Consider the following 20340-nt stretch of genomic DNA (forward strand, 5'->3'; position numbering starts at 1 on the left):
CCTTACTTGCCACTGCCCGTCGCAATACCTGCAATGAACTGCTTCTGGAAAATCATATACACAATGATCACTGGAACAATTGCCAACGAAGTTGCTGCGAACAATCCGCCGTAATCGGTGCCATATTGGCCGTTGAAGGCCTTCAGACCGACAGCGAGCAGCTGCTTGTTTTCGTCGGTAATCATCAAGAATGGCCACAGGTAGTCTTCCCAATTCCACAGGAAGGTGAAGATGGCGAGCGCCGCGATGGTGTTATGGCTCATTGGCAGAATGATGCTATGGAAGATTCTGGTTTCGGATGCGCCATCGAGTTTCGCCGCTTCAATGAGTTCGTCAGAAATTCCCGAGATGGATTGGCGGAACAGGAAGATACCGAATGCGCTGATCATGCCAGGAAGCACGAGCGACGTGTAGGTGTCTTGCAGACCCCAGTTGGTGAACATTTCGTATTGCGGAATGATGGTCACTGCCCAAGGAATCATCATGGTGCTCATAACGATGCCGAAAAGCAGGTTGCGACCACGGAATCGCATTTTAGAGAACACGTAACCAAGCACCGCACTTGTGTAGATTGCAATACCGGTTTTCAGTACTGCTACGATCAGCGAGTTTGCGAACAATCGCAAGAAATTGAACTTTTCTTGGATGCTCACATAGTTGTCAATCGTGGATGGCTTAGGGAATAATCCTCCGGTCACTTTGACGATTTCGCTATTTGGCGCGAATGATGAAATGAACATCCAAACAAATGGAACAATGGTGATGATGGCGGCGATGAAGAGCAGAATCGTAAGAATGATGCCGCCAATTTTACGTGATTTCATGCCAGTTCCTCCGAATCTCCAGAAACCTTGAACATGATGAGGGTGAGCACACCAGTGAACAGGAAGAGCACAACTGCCTGAGCTGACGCGACGCCGAAGTTGTATTTCTGGAATGCCTGATCAAAGATGAGATAGCTGATGGTGTAGGTTGACGTGCCCGGACCGCCTTCGGTCATGACGAGAATCTGCACGTATGCCTGCAGATAGCTGATCAGTGACGTGATGACAATGAACAAGGTGGTTGATTTAAGCAGCGGCAGGGTGATTTTGAAGAAAATCTGCACTGAGTTGGCACCGTCGATGGCGGCCGCCTCGTACACGTCTCGAGGAAGATTCATGAGACCGGCCAAATATAGAACGGTCGCGTAGCCGAAATCCTTCCAAATGGTCATGATGATGACTGCCGGCATGGCCCATTTGGTGTCGTGCAGCCAGTTGATGTCGAGTCCTGTGATTTTGTCTACCATGCCGAACTGCGGGTCGAACATCCACATCCACACGAAAGAGACTGCCACGAGCGGAGTGATAGTCGGCATGTAGAACAGACCTCGGAGGGTGTCTTTGCATTTGACGAGTTTGGCGCTGAGCAGCAGGGCCAAGCCGAGACCAAGCACAATGCGGAAGAGTGTGGAAACACCTGCGAATACCGCCGTGTTCCCCATGGAAGTCCAGAAGAGTTTGTCAGTGAGGATCTGTTTGAAGTTGTCGAGTCCGACCCAATCATAAGTGCCAATCAGAGGATTCCAGTTATGCAAACTGCCCGCGAAGGCTTTAAAAATTGGGTAGGCCAGGAAAATGGCGAAATAGACCACCAAGAAGGCAACGGCCATGTTGCGTAGGGTGAAAATTCTCGATACCAGAGATTCACCATTTTTATTTTTCATTGAATCTCGCCTCTCTGTGAGCCGATTCGACCGTTTTGTTACGCAATACAGAATGTCAGATCGAATCGAATAAGAAGATTGAACGTATCTCGTAGATAAAAGGCAGCCGCGGCGCGGAAGAAGAATCGTACCGCGACTGCCCGGATTGGAAAAGGGATTGGATATATCGGTATTACTTATGTTCGTCGAAGTAAGCGTACTTGCTTTCCATTGACGTGAAGTCAGAGCTCTTCATGTCGGTATCCATCTGACCCTGGGCCTCCTTGAGAGCCTTATCGATGGACATGCCGTTCTGGAAGACGTTCTGGAAAGCAGTGGTGCCGCTGGATTCAACGGTGGACGGTGCCGGTCCCGGCCAGATCAGTCGGTCTACGCGCGGCTGGATGGCGGCCATGACCGGCTTGGAGAGAATGTCTTTGTCGTTCTGCAGCGAGGTCTTGGCTGGGAAGGAATTCAGTTCGGATACCGCTTCACGAATATAATCATCGTTGGCGAGCAGGTACTTGATGAAGTCCTGAGCAACGGACTGCTGCTCCTTGCTCTGGTTCTTGTTGACGCCCGGAGTGGATTCGCCGTTGTAACGGTCGTATGCAAACGGAGTGTCTTTGGAGAAGGTTGGGGTGGCAAACACGCCGTAGTCAATATCTGGATACTTTTCTTTCAGCGTGCCTTCCATGTGGCCCCAAGCGTAGATCATCGCAGACTGGCCGTTACCGAAGCTTTGGGTGTAATCGTTACCGAAGTCAACGGATCCGACCTTGTACTTGTCATACAAATCCTTGAGGAACTGCATGTTTTCTTTGGTCACTTCGTTGTTGTAGTTGGCTTTCTTGCCATCTTCGCTGAAGAGCAGTTCACCCTTCTGATAGTTCAGACCTTGGTAGATGGCGCTATAGGCGTCGCCGTTGAAGTTGAAGCCGGCCTGCGTCATCTTGCTGCCGTCGGTCTTGGTGAGCTTTTGGGCGACCTGGATGAATTCGTCCCATGTGGTCGGAATGTCGGCATCGGTGAGGCCCGCTTCGCTCCACAATGTCTTGTTGTAGTAGATGTTGCCGGTGTTAATCACGGAGTCGATATACTTGACTTTACCGTTTTCATCTTCATGTACGGATGCGGTGGAGTAGTCGGATTCCAGAGACTTGGTGTCGATATCGTAATCCGCTGCGTATGGACGAATCAACGCATCGTAAGAGTTATGGATGTTGAAAACGGCAGGACCGTTTTTGCCTTTCAGAGCCAACGGCAGCTTGGTCCAATAATCATCCCATGAAACATTCACCGTTTTGATGGTGACGTTCGGATACGTCTTCGTGTAGGACTCAATCATCTTGTAGACCGGATCCGTGCCCTTGCTGCCCCAGCTCCAGTACTCGAGCTGGATTGGCTTGCCATCGTTCACGAGATGATTGGGGTCGTAGGTGATGGTGTTGCCGATAACGTCAAGCCCTTTGTCGGCTTTCGTATCGGTTGTGCCGGAGGTGGCATTGCTGTTTCCACACGCAGCCAAGCCGACGATGCTCAAGGCCGCCACTGCCACTGCGATACCTTTGTTGATTTTCATATCTCTCCTTACGTCCTCGTAAGCCTTCATCCGCCCCTTGCGGACAAGCAATAGCATACGACAAGGGTTTCATATTGGCAATTCAAGGTTTTTTGAAATGTAACCGGTTTCATTTGAAACCCGTTTCATCTCACCGCTGTGAGCGTGCACACATTGTTTTTCATACGGCGTGTCGTATCGCAACCCTTTTCATTTATCTTTCAACTTTGTCACCACGAGGACGGCAATGATGGTAGGCTGAAACAAACAGTGAAAAACTTTCGGAGGCACCATGAAAGCGAGCATCGGCGATGTGGCACTGAAGGCAGGCGTATCGAACGCTACAGTCTCACGCACTTTCGCACACCCTGAACAGGTGTCAGAGGCAACACGGTTGAAAGTGCAGGCCGCAGCCGATGCGTTGAATTTCAGCGTTTCCAGATCGGCAGGAATTCTTAAATCCGGTAGAACCTATCGCATAGCATTATTGGTCGGCAGCGGCGTCATCGAATGGTTCACTGCCGAAATCATTGCCGGACTTAACGATGTTTTGCGTGACGCCGGGTACGATCTGGTCATCTACCCCATCGAGGGGTCGGAAGCGCGTGACGCATTCTTCGAGGAACTTCCCGTACGCAGCAATGCGGATGCCGTATTCGTTTCCTCATTCGGCATCAGCCCCGACGAGGTCAAACGTCTCGGAACCGCAAAAATTCCGATTATCGGCATCAATACCACCAGCGAAGGATTCGATGCAACTGTCGGTATCAACGACAAAGAAGGCATCAAACTCATCGTTCGGCATCTCGCCAAGCTGGGACATCGTAACCTGCTGTATTTATATGAAAGCTTTTCCTCCACATTGGGATTCAGCTCATTTAACCGTATTTCCGGATTCCAAGAAGCCTGCGATGCAGTTGACGGACTGACCGCCCGCACACTGGCAGTGCAAAAAGGCGACAGCATTCTAGATGCGGCAATTTCCGAAATCATGGCGCAAGACAACCCACCCACCGCATTGTGTTTCCATCAGGACTCACAGGCAATTCCATTGTTCTTCCGCCTTCAACGCAGCGGCCTTTCCGTGCCTGGAGATATTTCCGTAACCGGATTTGACGACAGCACCTTCGCCAAAGAAGCTGAGCTAACCACCGTTCGACAGCGCCCATACGACATGGCCGTCGATGCGGCACAAAAGGCTCTGGCGCTAATCGAAGGACAACCCATCGAGGAACCATTCGAGACGTTCCCCGTGCAGTTGCAAGTACGAAACTCAACCGCAAAACCACGCACCGCTCCCCTGCTGTAGGCCGCAGCGTGTACTCGCGTGAAATCACTTCGCGTAATACCCCACGCCAACCGGTCTATCTGCGTTATGTATGGCAGATTTTGCTTCTTGTCCGGAGACCCGCCGCATCAATTAAGTGACTGCAAGAATCCATTCAATACGTTGCTGCCAGCAACACTTCGGAAAGCAAAGTAAAAGTTTCCAATATATTCGGAGGCATCGCCAAGCAATGCAACCGTATTAAAACTTGGTTCGATTAAGGTTCGATAAATCTGCCTCGCCATTTTTGCTTATGGCGAGGTAAAATACATCCTTCCTACATGGCTTTGCTGCTTTTTGTATCTTTTGTTGTTATCCGTTGCCACTTGTCGGCATCGGCACAGCATATCAGTATCATGTGCGTATGCGACTTCTTGGCAATATTCTGTGGCTGATTTTGGGTGGTCTGTTTCTGGCTGCGAGCTCGGCCGTTATAGGGGTGGTACTGTGCGTCACCATCATCGGTATTCCGTTCGGCATTCAATCGTTCAAGATGGCCAAACTAGCTCTATGGCCGTTCGGCTCGCAAATCCGCAGCTTGTAACCACTTCAGATCACTTCACCCAACATAGACGGCCATCGACTGCCGTCTGGCATATAAGTATCGAGGAGCTGCGGTCCGAACAGGCCGTGACCACTGCACCCTAAGCAACGAAACACATTTCATTTCGCTTATATGTGGCAGATTGCAGGAGATGAAAACTTCCATTTCGCTTATATGTGGCAGGTCGTAACAGGAAAAAGCCACTTCGGGGGTACATATTCCACAGTTAGAGGGTATAACCCCGCCGACTATCTGCCACATATAAGCGAAATGACATTTTCGCACCGGCCAAATACGCCACCTGTAAGGCAAATAAGGCATAACCTACACACAGCGTTTGCCAAGCCCGACGAATTCCATTGGCCCCATCACTGATTTCACCACTAGTTGCGCGACATATTTCATTCGCATATGGCAGCTCCAGAGCGGCAAGGCTCAAAAACTGAACAGTTGAACATTACCTACCCAAATGATTGCTGATTCCAGCCGCTTTGTGGACAGGTTAAAGAATACTTGCGATAGCAGCTTCTCTAGCTGTACGTTATCTAGAAGAAGACATCCGTACCCCGTCAAATATGGTTACTTGCGCAGCTTGTTTGCCGCGAAGATAAACAATGGCAGCGCGGCGAATGCATAGTTCTCGCACTGGATATACAGGTACACGATCAGGACGAGCCAGCAGATAACAGTCTTGCTCCAAACACCATGCCCGGCAGCTGCCGTATCGAAAACACGCGTCACGGAAACTATGGAAGCGATGACCAGCAGAGCCAGGCCGACCAATCCGTATTCGGCGACGACGCTGGTATACGCACACATCGTCCATACGGTGTCCGCATTCATGCCAGCCGCGAATCCCACCGCAGCACTTCCATTCATGCCCAAGCCATTCAACAATCGTCCCGCGTGCTGCGCGCCGGCCCATACCGCGTTGATGATGTTGCCGGCGCCATATCCGGTAAGCACCGTCCACGGATGGGCGAGCAGCCCGCATATCGGATCAAGACTTTGGTAGATTCGCGCGAAGAACGATCCGTCTCCTTCGGCACCGTTTTCCGCAATCGAAGATAGTCGGGAATCGGCAAGCACGCCCAGCAGACCAAGCATAACCGCACCCAGCAGCTGCGCAATACCACGCACGCGCTGTTTCTTGTCGTACCACGAATTATGCACAATAATGGCAACCAGCAACGCCACCACCGAATCAAGGACGATCCGGGTGCCGGCCTGCATCAGCACAGAGCCAATCGCATACACAACGATGAGGTTGCGCAACCGCTTGGCACAGATACGGTCACGCCCACGCATAAGCCACATAAGCGGCAGCAATATGCCGAACAGATGCATGCCGATATAGCTGGGCTCCGCGAACAGAAACTGCGGGCGGCCACCGCCCCACACCGAGCTTTCATTGATATACTGCCGGTACATGAGGTGCGCGAAATAGTTGGTCAACGGCTTGATATGCAGATGGATGGATAGCCATTGCACCACGCCCACGCCGAAGGAGAACCAGTAGGAAGCGATGAGAATCCGCAATGGCGTACGCCACGGAATGCGTTTGATGTCGAACGCAATGGCGATCGCACCCAAAGTGGCGAGCACGCCCAATAATCCGGTGATGCTCATGAACGCGGCGTTGAGATGGATGCCGAATTTCAGCCATCCCGGGATAGACAGGATTATGCAGGCCACCGGCAGGAGGAACATTGGCAGGTACCGGTTGGCTGCGATGCGCAGTTGACGCCAATTGCATAGGCAGTACACGGCGAACAGCGCCGGACTGATTGGCGACCAGAACGGCGCGTACAGGCCGAGCGTGGTGCCGTCCACCGGAAGAAAAGCGATGGCCAGCAGCAGCCAAATGACGTTGCGTTCCTGCGTTGTCAGAAATCGCAGGAACGGCTGGTATTGCGGTCGGCCATGATGGTTGCCCGCGTCAATGGTGTTGTTGTGTACGTATGCCTGGTTCATGTGATTCCCCCTCCCCGTCAACCTTACTCGTTCATCATGATGTATGGTGCCACCCTAAAAGCGCAACACTGGATTGGCAACGGTGTGTTGGACTGTTTCTAGAAGGTCTTTCCTTGTTGTGTGAACTCCACGGGACTCATGTAATCGAGGGTCGAGTGGAGCCGTTGGTGGTCGTACCACCACACGTACCGGTTGACGTCCGAGCGCAGCTGTTCCACGCTCGTGTAGACGTTGTCGTATATGAGTTCCTTCTTGACGAGACGGTTGGTGGATTCCACCACCGCGTTGTCGTACGGGCTGCCGGGTCTGGAAAGGGAACGTGTGATGTCGAACACGTCGAGCATGCGTTCGATGCGTTCCCCGGTGAACTCGCCGCCGCGGTCCGTGTGGAACACCTCGATCTCATCCAGCGGGAAGCGCAGCGCGGCAAACGCGGCCAGCACGAGATCGGCGTCGTGCCTGACGCCGACCGAATGGCCGGCGATCTGCCGGTTGGCCAGGTCGCCGGGCAGGCAGACGTACGCCCACGAACTACCGACCCTCACGTAGGCCGGGTCGGAGGCCAGATGGGTGCGCGGCGCGTAGCCATTGAACTCGCGGGCGAGGATGTTGGGAGCCGGGTCGTCGTTCGGCCTGGCCGGGCGTGGCCTGTAGGCGGCCTTGGAATAGGAACTGGCCATGCCGTTCCTCTTCATGATCCGGTTGATGCGGCGGCGGGACAGCGTCACGCCCTCGTGCCCCAGGGCATGCTTGATCTTCCTGGCCCCGTACACCTTGCCGCTGTCCCTCCACACGCGCTCCACATCCTTCTCGTAAGGGTCGGCGCGTTCGGCCTCGGGGTGTTCGAGCATCCAGTAGTAGGTCGACTTGGCAACGCCCAGGATCCTGCACTGCGCCGATACCGGGCAGCGGCCGTCGTTGGACCGTATCACGTCTACTTTCGTGCGAATACCGGCGCCGCTTGTTTTAAAACGTCGACCTCCATCTCCAGCTGCCTGTTGCGTTTCCGCAATTCGATCAGCTCGTTCTCCTCGGGAGTGCGGTTGTCGGCCGCTTTCGTGGAGCCGCTGTTACGTATCCCCTGCACCCAACGCTGCAGCGTGGAACGCGGGATGCCGTACTCCGCCCTGATCCGCGACGACGGCTTGCCGTTCTCGTACAGCTGCACGATCTGCCTCTTGAACTCCTCCTCGTAATGACGGGGACGATTCGGATCGGCCATGATGATCAACTCCTTCGTTGTCATGTCCCGCATGAACCAGTCCAATACATTGTAGCCAATCCAGCCCGCGCCGAGCCGTTCGGCGGCCCGCTTCCGCGCATGCCGTCCGACACCGGTTCGATTGCCTTGGTCCCCGTCTCCAGTGGGATGATGGGTTTCGCCATATGGCCGGCATGCCCGGGATCCTTTGCCGGCCGGCGTTCCAGGCATTGCCTGGTCTGATAACCCTGGTGCTCGACCACCTAGGCCGTGGTCATCGGCGTGGTGGAGTACAGGTCCACCACGCGCTGTCGTTCCTCGGGGCCGGACATATAATAATCCTTTCGTTCGGTCTCCAAGAAAACGTCCGCACCCTGTTATCCGCCGACGCCATCCATATCAAACCGGGTACGATGCAGGCGAGAATGATAGTTGCGATGGTTCCACTGAGACGGCTGCGTCATTCCCCGTTACCAGCCGAGCCACGAACATTGACAACGGGAAGAACGCATGATCCGCTTCGGTTCAGTTGAACTATCCATATACGCTTTCTATCATCTCACCGAAAACAGCGTCACCAAGTACCCCGTCATCCAATTTTATCTCCGCCCAGATGCCAATCCCCGCCGTCGATGACGCCAACAGCACACCAACAATATTTTGTCTCGTCATTCCGACTCGAGGGATTGCCAATTATCTGGAGGAAGATCTAGTTTGAGATATCCATACGAATTCGTTCTGATTTCAGAAAGAACGCCTTTGGCGTTGCGAATCCAGTTGTTACCCTTGTTGTCTCGAAAGGCAATAACCGATTCAACACGAACATGCATTCCTTCGCCCGGATAAGGAACATAAGTCGTAAATCTCCCAGGAGGGACGGTACCTACACAAACAGTATTATTCGTCCCGCTCAAATAATCGGCACCAGCCCCTTGATATGTTCCAGAAGTTAAAACGACATCATAGATCGGCTGATCCGAACCATTATTGACGGAAACCTTCATTAATGGAGAATCCTCCACCATCTGAACGCCGCCTTTCGAATCATGTACCACCCAAGACGATATCTCATTCGCTTGTTCAAATTTGGCAATCTGCTGGTCATGATTCTTCACATAGTCATATGACATAAAAGCAATAACGATGGAAATCACGGAAATACCAACCGTGAATATGTCTGAAACATTGGTAAGCCCCGGATGTTCAGTATTCAAAAAAATTCCAATGGCTTTAATCGTTCCACCAACATTTTGCCGAATATAGTTCATGCATTGATCCCTTCCCCGCTGAAGCAATATCCCCATTCTCCGACTCACACCTATCTAATCTTCAACGGCAGTATACCACACACTCAAACATTTGTTCGATTTTATCTTTTAATAGAATATCCCAGTCGGTTTGGGTGTGTAGGATTCGGAGGGAAGAGAGACCACAGACTAGAGGAGAATTGTGAACAAAAGAACCAGGACGCGGAGAACGACAACCGCATAAACGCCAAACACGGCGCACCGGCACATTCCCGAATCGCAAATGGGGGGGGGCAGAGGAATTCCAGCATCGAGCTGCTGCGCATCATCGCGATGTTCATGATCCTTATGTACCATTTTATAACCCAGAATGGTTTTCCTATCAACAAGCTCCCACTGGCTATGGAAATTTTTCCCGATTCTTCATGGCTAGTGGCGGCAAGGTCGGCGTCGTCATCTTCTTTTCCATCTCTGCTCGGTTCTTCCTCGACAAGGAACAGACCATCAAATCCAACCTGAAACGCGTGTGGATCATGGAACGCGAACTCCTGTTCTGGAGCCTTACGCTCATGGCGTTCTATCTCATGCTCGACCGCGCCTGCATTGACGCAAAGCTTATGATAAAGAGCATCGCACCACTCTCTATGAGTTTATGGTGGTATGCTACAGCCTATGCTATTTTCCTGGCACTGTTACCCTTTCTATCCAAAGGACTGAAAGCTCTCGGTAGAAAGTACCATCTCGCACTTGCCATAACCGTACTAATAATTCGGGGATTAACTAGCTTTATTCCAGGATCCCTAGGAGGATACCCCAGCATCAATTCATCACTCACCGGTGTTTTTGGGTTCATCTACCTATTTATCATCATCTCCACCTACAAGTGGTATATGACGCCGTTTACGCTCAAAAATATTGGTGTACTGCTTGGCACGGGAATCGGACTCTCCCTACTGTTTGAATTTGCACCATTTCGGATTCGCTTCAAGCTTCGTCATTACCAGCGATTGGAAGCTTCCCATGGTCATGATCGGATTCGGCATCTTTCTGCTGTTTAATAAGTGCACTTTCCATAGTCAAGTCATCAACCGCATTGCGCAATCCACATTCGCAGTATATCTGATTACTGTCTACGATGCCTCTATAACACTACTATGGAAGCGACTATTTAACCTTGGGAATCTATACCAGCGACCATTTGCAATTCTGTGAAGTGGCCTGGTTTTTGTTCCGCCTTTATAGTGAGGCGGAACAAAAACCAGGCCACTTCATTTTCTTGGAGACAGCCACACGATGGCCTTGATACGCAATAACGATGGCCTCAAAACAAGCAGATATTCAATCAATACCGCCCTGGAAAGGAGGGGCGTCACCGCGTCCGGGAGGCGCATCGGCAACATCATGCACGAACAGGGCATGACGGGCGCGTACACGCGCAGACGATTCAAACCGCACGGGACGCGGCCGACGAGGCCAGGCTCGCGAACCTGCCGGACCGCGGATCCGACGGCTACGCCCCGCACACGCGTCCGGCGGGTGGCCCGGCGTATGTATGTCTGATGGTCGGCCTGGCGAACAGGGGCATCGCCAGCCATTCCGTCGGGCGGGCCCGGAACGCGGGCCTGGTGCTGAGTGCGTTCTGCACGCTCGACTTCCCGCTGGCGGACGTCCAGGTGTTTCACACCGGCCGGGACGGCGAGTTCGACGACACGAGGATTGACGAGCTGCTCGACGTGTTCGACATCAAAAGATCGCTGCCGCGCAAGGGCAACCCCTACGACAACACCGTGGTCGAGTCGACGAACAGGCCGCTGAAAAAGGAGCTCGTGTACCGGAACCGCTACGTCACGATCGAGCAGCCGAGGCGCGACCTCAACGACTACGTGTGGTGGTCCGACGACCAGCGGCTCCACTCCACCCTCGGATACCGGAGCCCGAAGGAATTCACCGAACAAGGACTCGTCCTCTAAGAAACTGTCCAACACGCTGTTGCCAATCCAGTCCCGTCTCGCCTCGTCGGCGTAGACCCACCGGCACAGGGTCTCCGGGCAGCAGCGCATCGACTCGTCGCCGGGATGCTCCAGCCTCAGCCAGCCGCTGACCAGCAGCGGCGACCAGACCCCTACGTAGCCGTTCGGCCACCCACGCCCACAGGCGGTCGGAGGCGAGCCGGTACGGCTTGCGGGTCCTGATGCGGCGACGTCCGGCCTTCCGGTGCGCGGGGCCGGCGATGTAGTACCGGCCGGTCCACGGCCCCGTCTTGAGACGCTCCGGCCGGTACGGCCGGTAGGATTCGTTCTCGCTGGACGGGAACCATGTGTTGCGTTTGATTTCGTAGCTGACCGTAGAGGCGTGTCTGCCGATCAGGCCGGCGATCCGCCGTATGCTCGTCCCGTTGCCGATCTCTATCTGGATGATCTGCCGTTCCTCTTCCGACAGGTGCGAATACACTTGGCCCAAGGTGCGGCACCTTTCACTGGTTATCTGGACAATCTTCAATCTAAAGGGTGTTGCACTTTCAAATAGACAGCGGGACACACTGACCGTTATAACACTCTCACTCTTCCACCATGCCAGTCCCATTGCATTGGATGCATTCGCCAGTTCCATTGCACACGATGCAAGTAGTCTCACCGCCCTTCTGCTTCTTTGCCCAAGGAGCCGGATTAGCATTGCGTATATGACCGCTTCCGCCGCATTCCGGGCATGTTCCTGAGCCATAGCAAACATGACATTTCATTTTTCGGCTGCTCACATTATCTCCTTTATCCAGTAACTAGCATATATTTCCGCAAGGGGACAGTCTGTTGAATTCTCTTGATGGACATAAAGGCTTACGACAAAACCAATCGAATTCACATCGTTTTCGAAGCAGCTCTATCGACCTCGTTGTTTGTTCTGATGGATTCCCAAAGATTGGTAGAGGGGTTATATTGCTTAATAACATGAGCAGGGTTACCTACCGCAATTGAATATGGAGGAATAGATTTAGTGACGACGGATCCCGCCCCGATGATTGACTTTTCTCCGATTTCAACGCCGCCTAAGATAATCACGTTGTTCCCAATCCATGCACCTCGGCCAATATGGATTCCCGAGGTGAGTTCAAGGTCGTTGTCCAGATAGGAATCTGGCAGCGGAGACATACCGTGGTTGTAATCAATCATGACAATGTCAGAAGCAAGCAGTGAGTCATCCTCAATGATGATTTCTGAGGTACATTGCAAAGTGAGATTTCTAGTCACATGTACTCGTTCTCCAATGCGAATTTCAGGTTCACGATCGAAGGGCTTACCGTGCGAAGCATCCCAGCAATAGAGACGACAATTATCACCAAGGACTACGGAACCAGCACAGTGAATATACTGAGATAGTCGCAGATCCAGGTTTTTGCCGGCACGCATCCCTTTGTTCCGCGAAAGGAACTTCACGGATTCACACCATTTGTAGTATCTGTCTCGAATGCGGCCTAGTCCAAAAAACATGATGGCTCCTTTGTAATCCAAACTTCATGAGCGCCCTCGACTGATGAAAACAGCGTAATCAGAAAGGAAGACGTAGCGGTTCGATTTATAGTCGATGTCTAGTGTGACCTAATTATCGCCTATGAAGGTAAATACCAAATAAGATAGTTCGAACTATACTGAAAGCATACCCTCCTTCTAGGGCAAGTTTCTACAAAAGAACGGTTCAAGACATATGACAACGAAGATTCTGGTAACAGGCGGCGCAGGTTTTATTGGTAGCGAAATCGTAAAACAACTGAGCGCTCATGATGAATACGAAATTCGCGTTCTAGATGCATTGACCAAACAAATTCATGGCAACAATCCTGAAAAGTCATATCTTTTCCAATCCATAAAAGATTGTTGTGATTTCATCCGTGGAGACGTGCGTGATTTCACAACAGTCCAGAAAGCCCTTGAAGGGGTAGATGTTGTTTTGCACCTTGCGGCAGAAACCGGTACCGGGCAATCCATGTACATGATCAACCAGTACAACGAGGTCAATGTCATGGGTTTGTCAAATATTTTTCAAGCACTATCGCTCAAGGGGAAAAGCAACACTATACGCAAAGTTATCCTGTCGTCATCGCGTTCTGTGTATGGCGAAGGCGAGTATCAATGCCCAAACTGTGGCGTAGTCTACCCCCGTGGACGCAAAACTAAAGATATGATGCAAGGCGATTTCACTATGCATTGCGACAAGTGCAATACCGCCTTGACCTTAATGCCCACCACCGAAGACAGCAAAACCACCCCAAATTCTCTTTATGCGTTCACCAAGCTTTCACAAGAAATGATGATTCAGACAATGTGCCCTGCGATGGATATTGATTACACCATCTTCCGTTTCCAAAATGTGTACGGAGCAGGCCAATCATTGAAGAATCCTTACACTGGCATTCTTTCCATCTTCTCCTCATTGCTTTTGGACAATAAAGACATCAATATCTTTGAAGATGGCAAGGAAAGCCGCGACTTTATCCACGTAAAGGATGTTGCTTCCGCGGTCATCAAATCTATCAATACGGCCGCATCGAACGGAGAAATCATCAACCTAGGCAGCGGAATCGGAACAAGTGTCATCGAAATAGCTGAGACATTGAAACGAATCTATGGCAGTACCAGCAATCTGAACGTTACCGGTGATTTCCGCATCGGAGACATCGCACATAATGTCGCTGATACCCAAAAGGCACGAAAGCTGCTTGATTTCACTCCGTCGATTTCCTTGCAGGAAGGTTTGACCGAGTTTTGCAAATGGGTGCTGGGACAAGAGACCGACAACAGTCGTTACGAACAATCCCTTACAGAGATGGAACGTTCAGGAATGTTTATTCGAAAGTAAGCATCTAGAACCTTGGCCGAAGCATAATGCTATATTGCTTCGGCCAGTTCCAAGAACAATCTCATTAAAAATATTCCCATTATTTTAGATGGCCAAGTACGAAAGCTTTTTTCTCATCAGTAGCCATCTTTTTAGTATGCATAAAATCGTCATCATGTTTAGCCGCATATTCACCAACGGACTCGATCACCCTACCCGGCACACCCACTACAATGGAATTTGCAGGAATATCATGCGTAACAATAGTGCCGCATCCGATAATGCAATTATCTCCGATTGTTACCCCCGGCATAATAATGGCATTAAAACCAATATGCACGTTATTGCCGATTCGAATTTTCCCAAAGAGATCGATATCGGATAGCTCAGAATACTTATGACGTAATACCCACACGCCACCGTCATGAGTCACAAATCTAACACCAGATGTAATCCTGACATTATCGCCGATCTCAATCAACCACGGTTCACTTCCAAAATCCCAGCCATTGAGAATCTCGAAGCCCCCCCCCCAGCTTTAAACCCAGCTTTCGGTAATGAGCAGCATTTTTCTCAGCATTACGGAAATGATTCATTAATTTCGCAAACAATGCGGTTCCTTTCTATATCAGACAGATATTTTGCTCTTTTTGTAGAGGAAGAAGGAGACAATCATCAGGACAAATGCTGCTATATAACGAATAATCGTGAAGTGATATAGAGGAATCGCAATGGCGGAAAGCACAATTACCAGCCATTGTATACCGATAATGGCTTTGTCATCATATACGGTTTCCTTGGTTCCCGTGATAGTGAAGTGCAGTTTTTTGGACACACGCATTTGCACATACGACAAGAATACGAATGCAATCAACATCGAATAGGCCGCTGCCTGGTATCCAAATAGAGGAATCAGTACTGCATTCAGTACAATATTCAGTACTGCGCCACAAATAGAGGCAATCATTATGTATGAAGTTTTTTTGTGATACAACAACACGTTTGCATACATATTGGAAATAGCATTCTGGAAAATGGCTGCAGAAATTGGCGGCATGATGTAAATCGCTGCCATATATTCATCAGTTGCGATTATCTTGACCACCTCAGGAGCTAGGAAAGTCATCAATACGCATACCGCAGCATAGGTGAGTAGCAGAATCGAAGCGAGGCTCCGAACTCTTTTCTTGCCTTCGGAATCATCAATATTCCGATAGAGGAATGGGATAAACGAAGAATTAATTGCCGACCATACGATTGCGGAAACGGTACTCACCGAGGAAAGTGTGCCATAAATGCCTACAGCGGAATTATCAACGAACCAACCAATCATCACGCGACCGGAATTATTCAGAATCTGCGTGGCGAACTGATTCGCAATAAGAGGCACACTCAGAGCAAGTGAGAATTTCCAATACCGCATGGAAATGAACTTGCGCCCTCGCACCATGATGTATACCCATAGCACAAGAGCAACAGCATATAGCACGGCATAATTCGCGAACAATCGTCCTTCGGCCGCTTTTCCGCTTCCTCGCATATACAATACAGCGACAATGGAAAGTGCTGATGCCACAATGGCGGAGCCAATCGTCACCAGTGTTGCTGCCTTGTACTTATACTCGTAACGCTGTCTTGCCAGCCAGAACTCCGTAGCCGGCAGCAATAGGAAACCAACTAGCATCAGCAGCAACAGCGATTTGTCTAGGCCAAGTATGCGACTCCAACAATTGGGAGCAACGGAATATACGGCAAAGAATACGATTGATGTGAACGTCGTGAGCGTCAGCACTGAAGATTCGTACCTATCGCGCTCATGCTCATATTCCTTCAACGCGACCATATATCCGCCGTAAGTCAACGAGAGCGTCGCCACAACCGTCAGTATCGACTGCCAAGAATTGTACAGATTGACTGTGCCCATCTCAGAAGTTGACATGATTCGGGTAAAAATTGGCACAGTAACAAAGGCCAAACCTTTAGAAAACAGCGATGCGAATGTGTATGCTACCGCCGATTTCATACCCTCGGATGGCCGCTTATTCCAAAAATGTTTTTTAATGTGTTTTGCCATTATTCGTCTGCACCATCATTGTTGGAAACGATTGATCCATGAGCCGACGGAATAGTAGTGTCTTGTCTCTTGAGAATATGGGTGAAACTCGGAACGCAGGAACACGGTAAGCGCTTCTTCATCAGGGTTCTGCAAATCAATGACCAGAATATTATTGGGATCATAAAAATTCGCTGACAATAGAGCCATGTTAGTCGAAACGAGTTTCTTGTTGAGGAAAATGGATTCCATCACGCGCATAGAGAATCCGTTCTGACCTTGCTGCGTGATATCCAAAATCGCCTTGCTTTGCGAAACCATATCGAGATAATCCGCATAATTAACATATGAGTGACGAATGGTGAATGGCAAATCTTCATGCTGATTACCGTTTTCAACAATTACGAATTCCGGTTTCATGCCAGCATCGGAGATAATTTGATGCAAAGCAAGCATTTTTGCCTTGCGATCCTTGAGAAAACCAAGAAACAGGATATCTGACGTCAGAGCACGCTCCGGGAGACGCAAGTTCTCGTCATACATGATGGTGTTGAAGCGGAATCCATATTGCTTGCAGTCATTTTCGTCATACGAATAATATGAGAAACCATACTTCCTGCACGCTGCAAGATGGCCAAGGACAACCTGCTTGTCGCGAACAATATTCCAGGAATATAGATAACATTTCGCGTCAGGATTTTTATGTCTATTAATGTTGCGCAATAACGCCGGATCCAGCCATACCGTAAGATCAAAAACAATGATCTTGGAAAACGACTGCAAATCCTTGTACCAATCAGTATAGAACAGCGAGCTGGCAGCAAGCCTCAGCTTCCTCATTGCTTTCCAAACCATTTCGGACGCGCCATGAACTTCTCGAAACACAGGAGAAACCACCACATTAGGCAGTTTTAAACTGTTGAAATAATAGAAACTGTTGCTGGGAACAAGTATCAAAGTCTGTTCCATTTATATCACCTCTTTAGTATTCATCAGCCCGGAAGCCATCAGCATGTCACGAGAATTATGTCTAGCAATTGCATATCCAGCGGCACTGGACCGCTTATACGTCAAATAGGAGCTGAGATAAATCGGGAACATCATGAGACCCGGATAGAACAAATACGTCTCGCTAACCGTGGAATTGATAAACATAAAAGCAAATACGGCAATAAGTATTTTCTTTGGTTCCCGTTGAACCATTGGATAGAAAATCATAATCATCATCGCCAGCCAGAAAATCACTCCATACACTGCGGCATAGGTCGCAATGCTAGCGGCAACTGCAGCTGGGTCAAATGAGTCTCGTATCGCATAGAATGCGTCAAAACCGATACCGAACGGGTCCATGGAAAGAGCCTTCAAACTAGCCATCACTGTAATCAAACGATATTGTCCCGTGCTATCCGCTAAATTAACACCACTGCCAATGTCGCCACCAAATAACTTGTTCAGCACTTGAACATAAAGGAGACTCTCTTCCCCGCGAAGCAAATAATCAGTGATCAACACCGCCGTAATGGCGACCACTAGCACTGCAAGCTTTTGCTTCAGCGTACGTATGCCTCGCTCTCTGCCACGCATAAAGAAGAAGCACAACAAGATGACCATCATAGAAAGATAACCGGTCGTCGACTGGCAAGTAATCAGTGTGAGCAAGACAATGACGGTCGCCGTACGATATTGCTTCTCGTTATCAAAATATAATTTCTTTTTCCAAAATAACAGGACGAATAAAACAGCATTGAGTACAATCTGATACACGCCAGGTTCAGTGTAGAAACCACAATTACGGGTTGCGTGTATTTCAAGATACGAGTAAAGCCAGAGTCCTTTTCCATGAAGCACAGTGGCCCATTGACCCGTCCCCAAGTTCTGCGCCCAGAATGATGTTGCAGGCCATGCATTCACCAGTGAAGGGTTAATGCAAAACGCCGCCCAAAATAGCACACTGATGATGCCAAAGAAACAAACAATTCTTACGAATCGGGTAAGAAACATTCTCCGATCAATAGTCATTGCGATATAGGTGACAACCAGCATCGCTGCGTTGGAAAGAAAACTTAGGGGCCCCACACCTCCTGTTTTCAATCGGATAACAATCGTTGCCAATGCAAGCAAAAGGCAAAACGACAGCACATAAACATTCTTATATTTTGCGCTCAGCAACGCAAGCAGGGCATATATAGCAATAATCACGCCATACACCAATGTGGTATTCAGATAGCGTGACATCGCACAGCTGCCCGGAATCAGTAACATAAGGTACAGCCACGCGTACTGGAGTGTTTTGGTCTTCGTTATGCGAATCATCAACACCTCTGGAAAAACTAATTTCGACGCAAATTGCCGTTGAGCAATCTTCCATAATAAGTTTCGACACCATTGATTTCGGTGGGAAACTCTTGCTTCCATGTCAATTTGAACAATGATGTATCGGCGCTTAATGACTCCCAATGACGCTCATTAAAGACATCACCTAAACACTTGAACAGGTCATCGCATTGTGGATTATTGGGGGTGATTGCCGCAAACGCCTCCTTAACCGCAGTGCAATGTCGTTGCACTAGTACGATCAAATAATCCAAAAACAAGTAGTCGACCATAAAATCATTTGTACGCCAATATTCAAGCAAGAAATCACGTATTACGGCAAATATCCAACGATGGTCGGCATCACATCCCAAAGAGTAATTTGCAAAATATCCCTGCGCCACACTTGCATGCAAATACTCGGGGCGCTTGATAGAGAACAATGGCTGGCCAAAACAGTCTTCAATATCGCCAGCGCAATAGAACGTCGCGTCCAACCACAACCCGCCATACTGAGCCAGCAACGATAAACGCAGCAAGTCCGACAAATGTGTGCGAGCAATAGTGCCTTCATGATATTTGCGCATCATCCAGTCAGGGAAGGTCACATAATCACGATAATTGTCCTCGGTAATCACAATCACACGTCGATCTCCCGCATATTCGCGAATCGATTCTACACAGCGTTGGACGATACGCGGAGCATGGTCAAGCCCTTGCCACCAGCATAACCAGATGCAACCTTTGAGTTCCTCCGGTACGGCCGGAAGATTTACCTTATAGCGATAGCCAGAAGCGAAATCTCCATATCGTTTCTCGAAATACTTAAGCAGTGTTTCATGCTTACGAATCAGGCGACGACGCGCACTCGGCGGTTCCGCATACCTATTACGGCACATAATTTGGATATCCGCCTTAGCAATAAGCGTTTCCACTGCAGCCGGCCATGAAGTCAATTTCGCTATTTCCGCCGTAGATCGTATTTCCTCACCAATGCGGTGAAGATAGCGTCTAATGCTATTGTGAGCTCCCATTTCATTCCCTGCTTTTTTGCAATACCACGTCACTGACTTTTATGATTGATATATCCCTCGGTGGCATGATCCTTATGCTTGATAATGCAAGGATTGCCAATAACTACCGAGTGACTTGGCACGTCGCGATTCACAAAGGCCCCAGGAGCAATCATTACGTCATTCCCGACCTTCACTCCTCCCACTATTGACGCATTGATTCCAATCCAAATGTCATCACCAAGCGTTGGAGCACCTTTTCTCTTTCCACGATTCTCCTGGCCAATAACAACCCCTCGATGGATATTGACATTCCGCCCAATAACGGCTTGAGGATTGATGGTGATGCAATAAGGATGTCCGATATACAGGCCACCACCGATAACCGTTTGATGGCTTAACTCGATGAAATTCCTCTGACGGCACCAGCGAAACAGCAGTCGATACACCAACTGCATAGGCTTGAACCTGCACTCTTGGCAACAACGAAATAACCGCTGGAATCTAGGCATTTTCTCAACGGCGTATCGATACTTATCCTGCTCGAGCAAAGTACCCATTGTTATCCTCAATCCTTTGCGAAAAAATGG

Annotated in this window: 18 protein-coding genes and 2 pseudogenes; 5 read left to right on the plus strand and 15 right to left on the minus strand. The window is 49.8% G+C overall.

The window, feature by feature from the left end:
- Positions 1-2: 2 nt before the first annotated feature.
- From CE153_RS02490 to CE153_RS02500, 3 genes are all read right to left on the minus strand, one after another.
- A complete protein-coding gene (locus tag CE153_RS02490) occupies positions 3-824 on the minus strand; it encodes a carbohydrate ABC transporter permease (protein WP_004221224.1) in 822 nt (273 codons plus the stop codon).
- Positions 821-1708: a carbohydrate ABC transporter permease gene (locus CE153_RS02495; RefSeq protein WP_033501658.1), complete on the minus strand. Its 888-nt coding sequence runs from the start codon at positions 1706-1708 to the stop codon at positions 821-823. The genes CE153_RS02490 and CE153_RS02495 overlap by 4 nt, the downstream gene beginning before the upstream one ends.
- A gap of 172 nt (positions 1709-1880) precedes the next feature.
- The gene (locus CE153_RS02500) at positions 1881-3269 is read right to left on the minus strand and encodes an extracellular solute-binding protein (RefSeq protein ID WP_180753371.1); all 1389 of its coding nucleotides are present in this window, start codon (positions 3267-3269) and stop codon (positions 1881-1883) included.
- A 271-nt stretch (positions 3270-3540) separates the two neighbouring features.
- On the opposite strand from CE153_RS02500, the gene CE153_RS02505 reads away from it, so the two are divergent.
- On the plus strand, positions 3541-4557 hold the full coding sequence (locus CE153_RS02505) for a LacI family DNA-binding transcriptional regulator (RefSeq protein WP_004221216.1): 1017 nt from the start codon (positions 3541-3543) through the stop codon (positions 4555-4557).
- 382 nt (positions 4558-4939) lie between these two features.
- Positions 4940-5107, plus strand: a pseudogene (locus CE153_RS02510) (YccF domain-containing protein); the annotation flags it as partial.
- 591 nt (positions 5108-5698) lie between these two features.
- Here CE153_RS02510 and CE153_RS02515 read toward each other — a convergent pair.
- The 4 genes from CE153_RS02515 to CE153_RS02535 all read right to left on the minus strand — a co-directional run bounded on the left by CE153_RS02515 (position 5699) and on the right by CE153_RS02535 (position 9562).
- Positions 5699-7093 (minus strand): hypothetical protein, encoded by a 1395-nt coding sequence (locus CE153_RS02515; RefSeq protein ID WP_099595020.1) that lies wholly within the window; start codon positions 7091-7093, stop codon positions 5699-5701.
- Between the two features lie 98 nt (positions 7094-7191).
- Positions 7192-8025, minus strand: coding sequence for an IS3 family transposase (locus CE153_RS02520; RefSeq protein WP_099595021.1), 834 nt, complete (start codon positions 8023-8025; stop codon positions 7192-7194).
- Positions 8026-8027: 2 nt separating this feature from the next.
- A complete protein-coding gene (locus CE153_RS08955) occupies positions 8028-8339 on the minus strand; it encodes a transposase (RefSeq protein ID WP_236824431.1) in 312 nt (103 codons plus the stop codon).
- 623 nt (positions 8340-8962) lie between these two features.
- Positions 8963-9562: a hypothetical protein gene (locus tag CE153_RS02535; protein ID WP_099595022.1), complete on the minus strand. Its 600-nt coding sequence runs from the start codon at positions 9560-9562 to the stop codon at positions 8963-8965.
- 404 nt (positions 9563-9966) lie between these two features.
- On the opposite strand from CE153_RS02535, the gene CE153_RS08805 reads away from it, so the two are divergent.
- Complete coding sequence (locus CE153_RS08805) at positions 9967-10599, plus strand: hypothetical protein (RefSeq protein WP_236824432.1); 633 nt, start codon at positions 9967-9969, stop codon at positions 10597-10599.
- 501 nt (positions 10600-11100) lie between these two features.
- On the plus strand, positions 11101-11511 hold the full coding sequence (locus CE153_RS02550) for an integrase core domain-containing protein (protein WP_099595098.1): 411 nt from the start codon (positions 11101-11103) through the stop codon (positions 11509-11511).
- Positions 11512-11541: 30 nt separating this feature from the next.
- On the opposite strand, the pseudogene CE153_RS02555 reads toward CE153_RS02550, so the two are convergent.
- Both CE153_RS02555 and CE153_RS02560 read right to left on the minus strand, forming a co-directional pair.
- Positions 11542-12001 (minus strand): annotated as a pseudogene (locus CE153_RS02555) (transposase); the annotation flags it as partial.
- A gap of 395 nt (positions 12002-12396) precedes the next feature.
- The gene (locus CE153_RS02560) at positions 12397-13026 is read right to left on the minus strand and encodes an acyltransferase (RefSeq protein ID WP_099595023.1); all 630 of its coding nucleotides are present in this window, start codon (positions 13024-13026) and stop codon (positions 12397-12399) included.
- Between the two features lie 214 nt (positions 13027-13240).
- Between CE153_RS02560 and CE153_RS02565 the strand changes: the two genes are divergently transcribed.
- Positions 13241-14392, plus strand: a complete 1152-nt coding sequence (locus CE153_RS02565) for an NAD-dependent epimerase/dehydratase family protein (protein ID WP_047379648.1) — start codon at positions 13241-13243, stop codon at positions 14390-14392.
- Between the two features lie 79 nt (positions 14393-14471).
- Here CE153_RS02565 and CE153_RS02570 read toward each other — a convergent pair whose 3' ends face one another.
- The 6 genes from CE153_RS02570 to CE153_RS02595 all read right to left on the minus strand — a co-directional run bounded on the left by CE153_RS02570 (position 14472) and on the right by CE153_RS02595 (position 20310).
- Complete coding sequence (locus CE153_RS02570) at positions 14472-14852, minus strand: acyltransferase (protein ID WP_050496301.1); 381 nt, start codon at positions 14850-14852, stop codon at positions 14472-14474.
- Positions 14853-14999: 147 nt separating this feature from the next.
- Positions 15000-16445 (minus strand): lipopolysaccharide biosynthesis protein, encoded by a 1446-nt coding sequence (locus CE153_RS02575; RefSeq protein WP_077321662.1) that lies wholly within the window; start codon positions 16443-16445, stop codon positions 15000-15002.
- A 15-nt stretch (positions 16446-16460) separates the two neighbouring features.
- Complete coding sequence (locus CE153_RS02580; protein WP_143433065.1) at positions 16461-17393, minus strand: hypothetical protein; 933 nt, start codon at positions 17391-17393, stop codon at positions 16461-16463.
- Complete coding sequence (locus CE153_RS02585; protein WP_143433067.1) at positions 17394-18686, minus strand: hypothetical protein; 1293 nt, start codon at positions 18684-18686, stop codon at positions 17394-17396.
- Positions 18687-18754: 68 nt separating this feature from the next.
- On the minus strand, positions 18755-19771 hold the full coding sequence (locus CE153_RS02590) for a capsular polysaccharide synthesis protein (protein ID WP_099595026.1): 1017 nt from the start codon (positions 19769-19771) through the stop codon (positions 18755-18757).
- Positions 19772-19800: 29 nt separating this feature from the next.
- Complete coding sequence (locus tag CE153_RS02595) at positions 19801-20310, minus strand: serine acetyltransferase (protein WP_032685258.1); 510 nt, start codon at positions 20308-20310, stop codon at positions 19801-19803.
- Between the last annotated feature and the right edge of the window lie 30 nt (positions 20311-20340).

The sequence above is a fragment of the Bifidobacterium sp. N4G05 genome (assembly GCF_002742445.1).
Taxonomy (GTDB): Bacteria; Actinomycetota; Actinomycetes; order Actinomycetales; family Bifidobacteriaceae; genus Bifidobacterium; species Bifidobacterium hominis.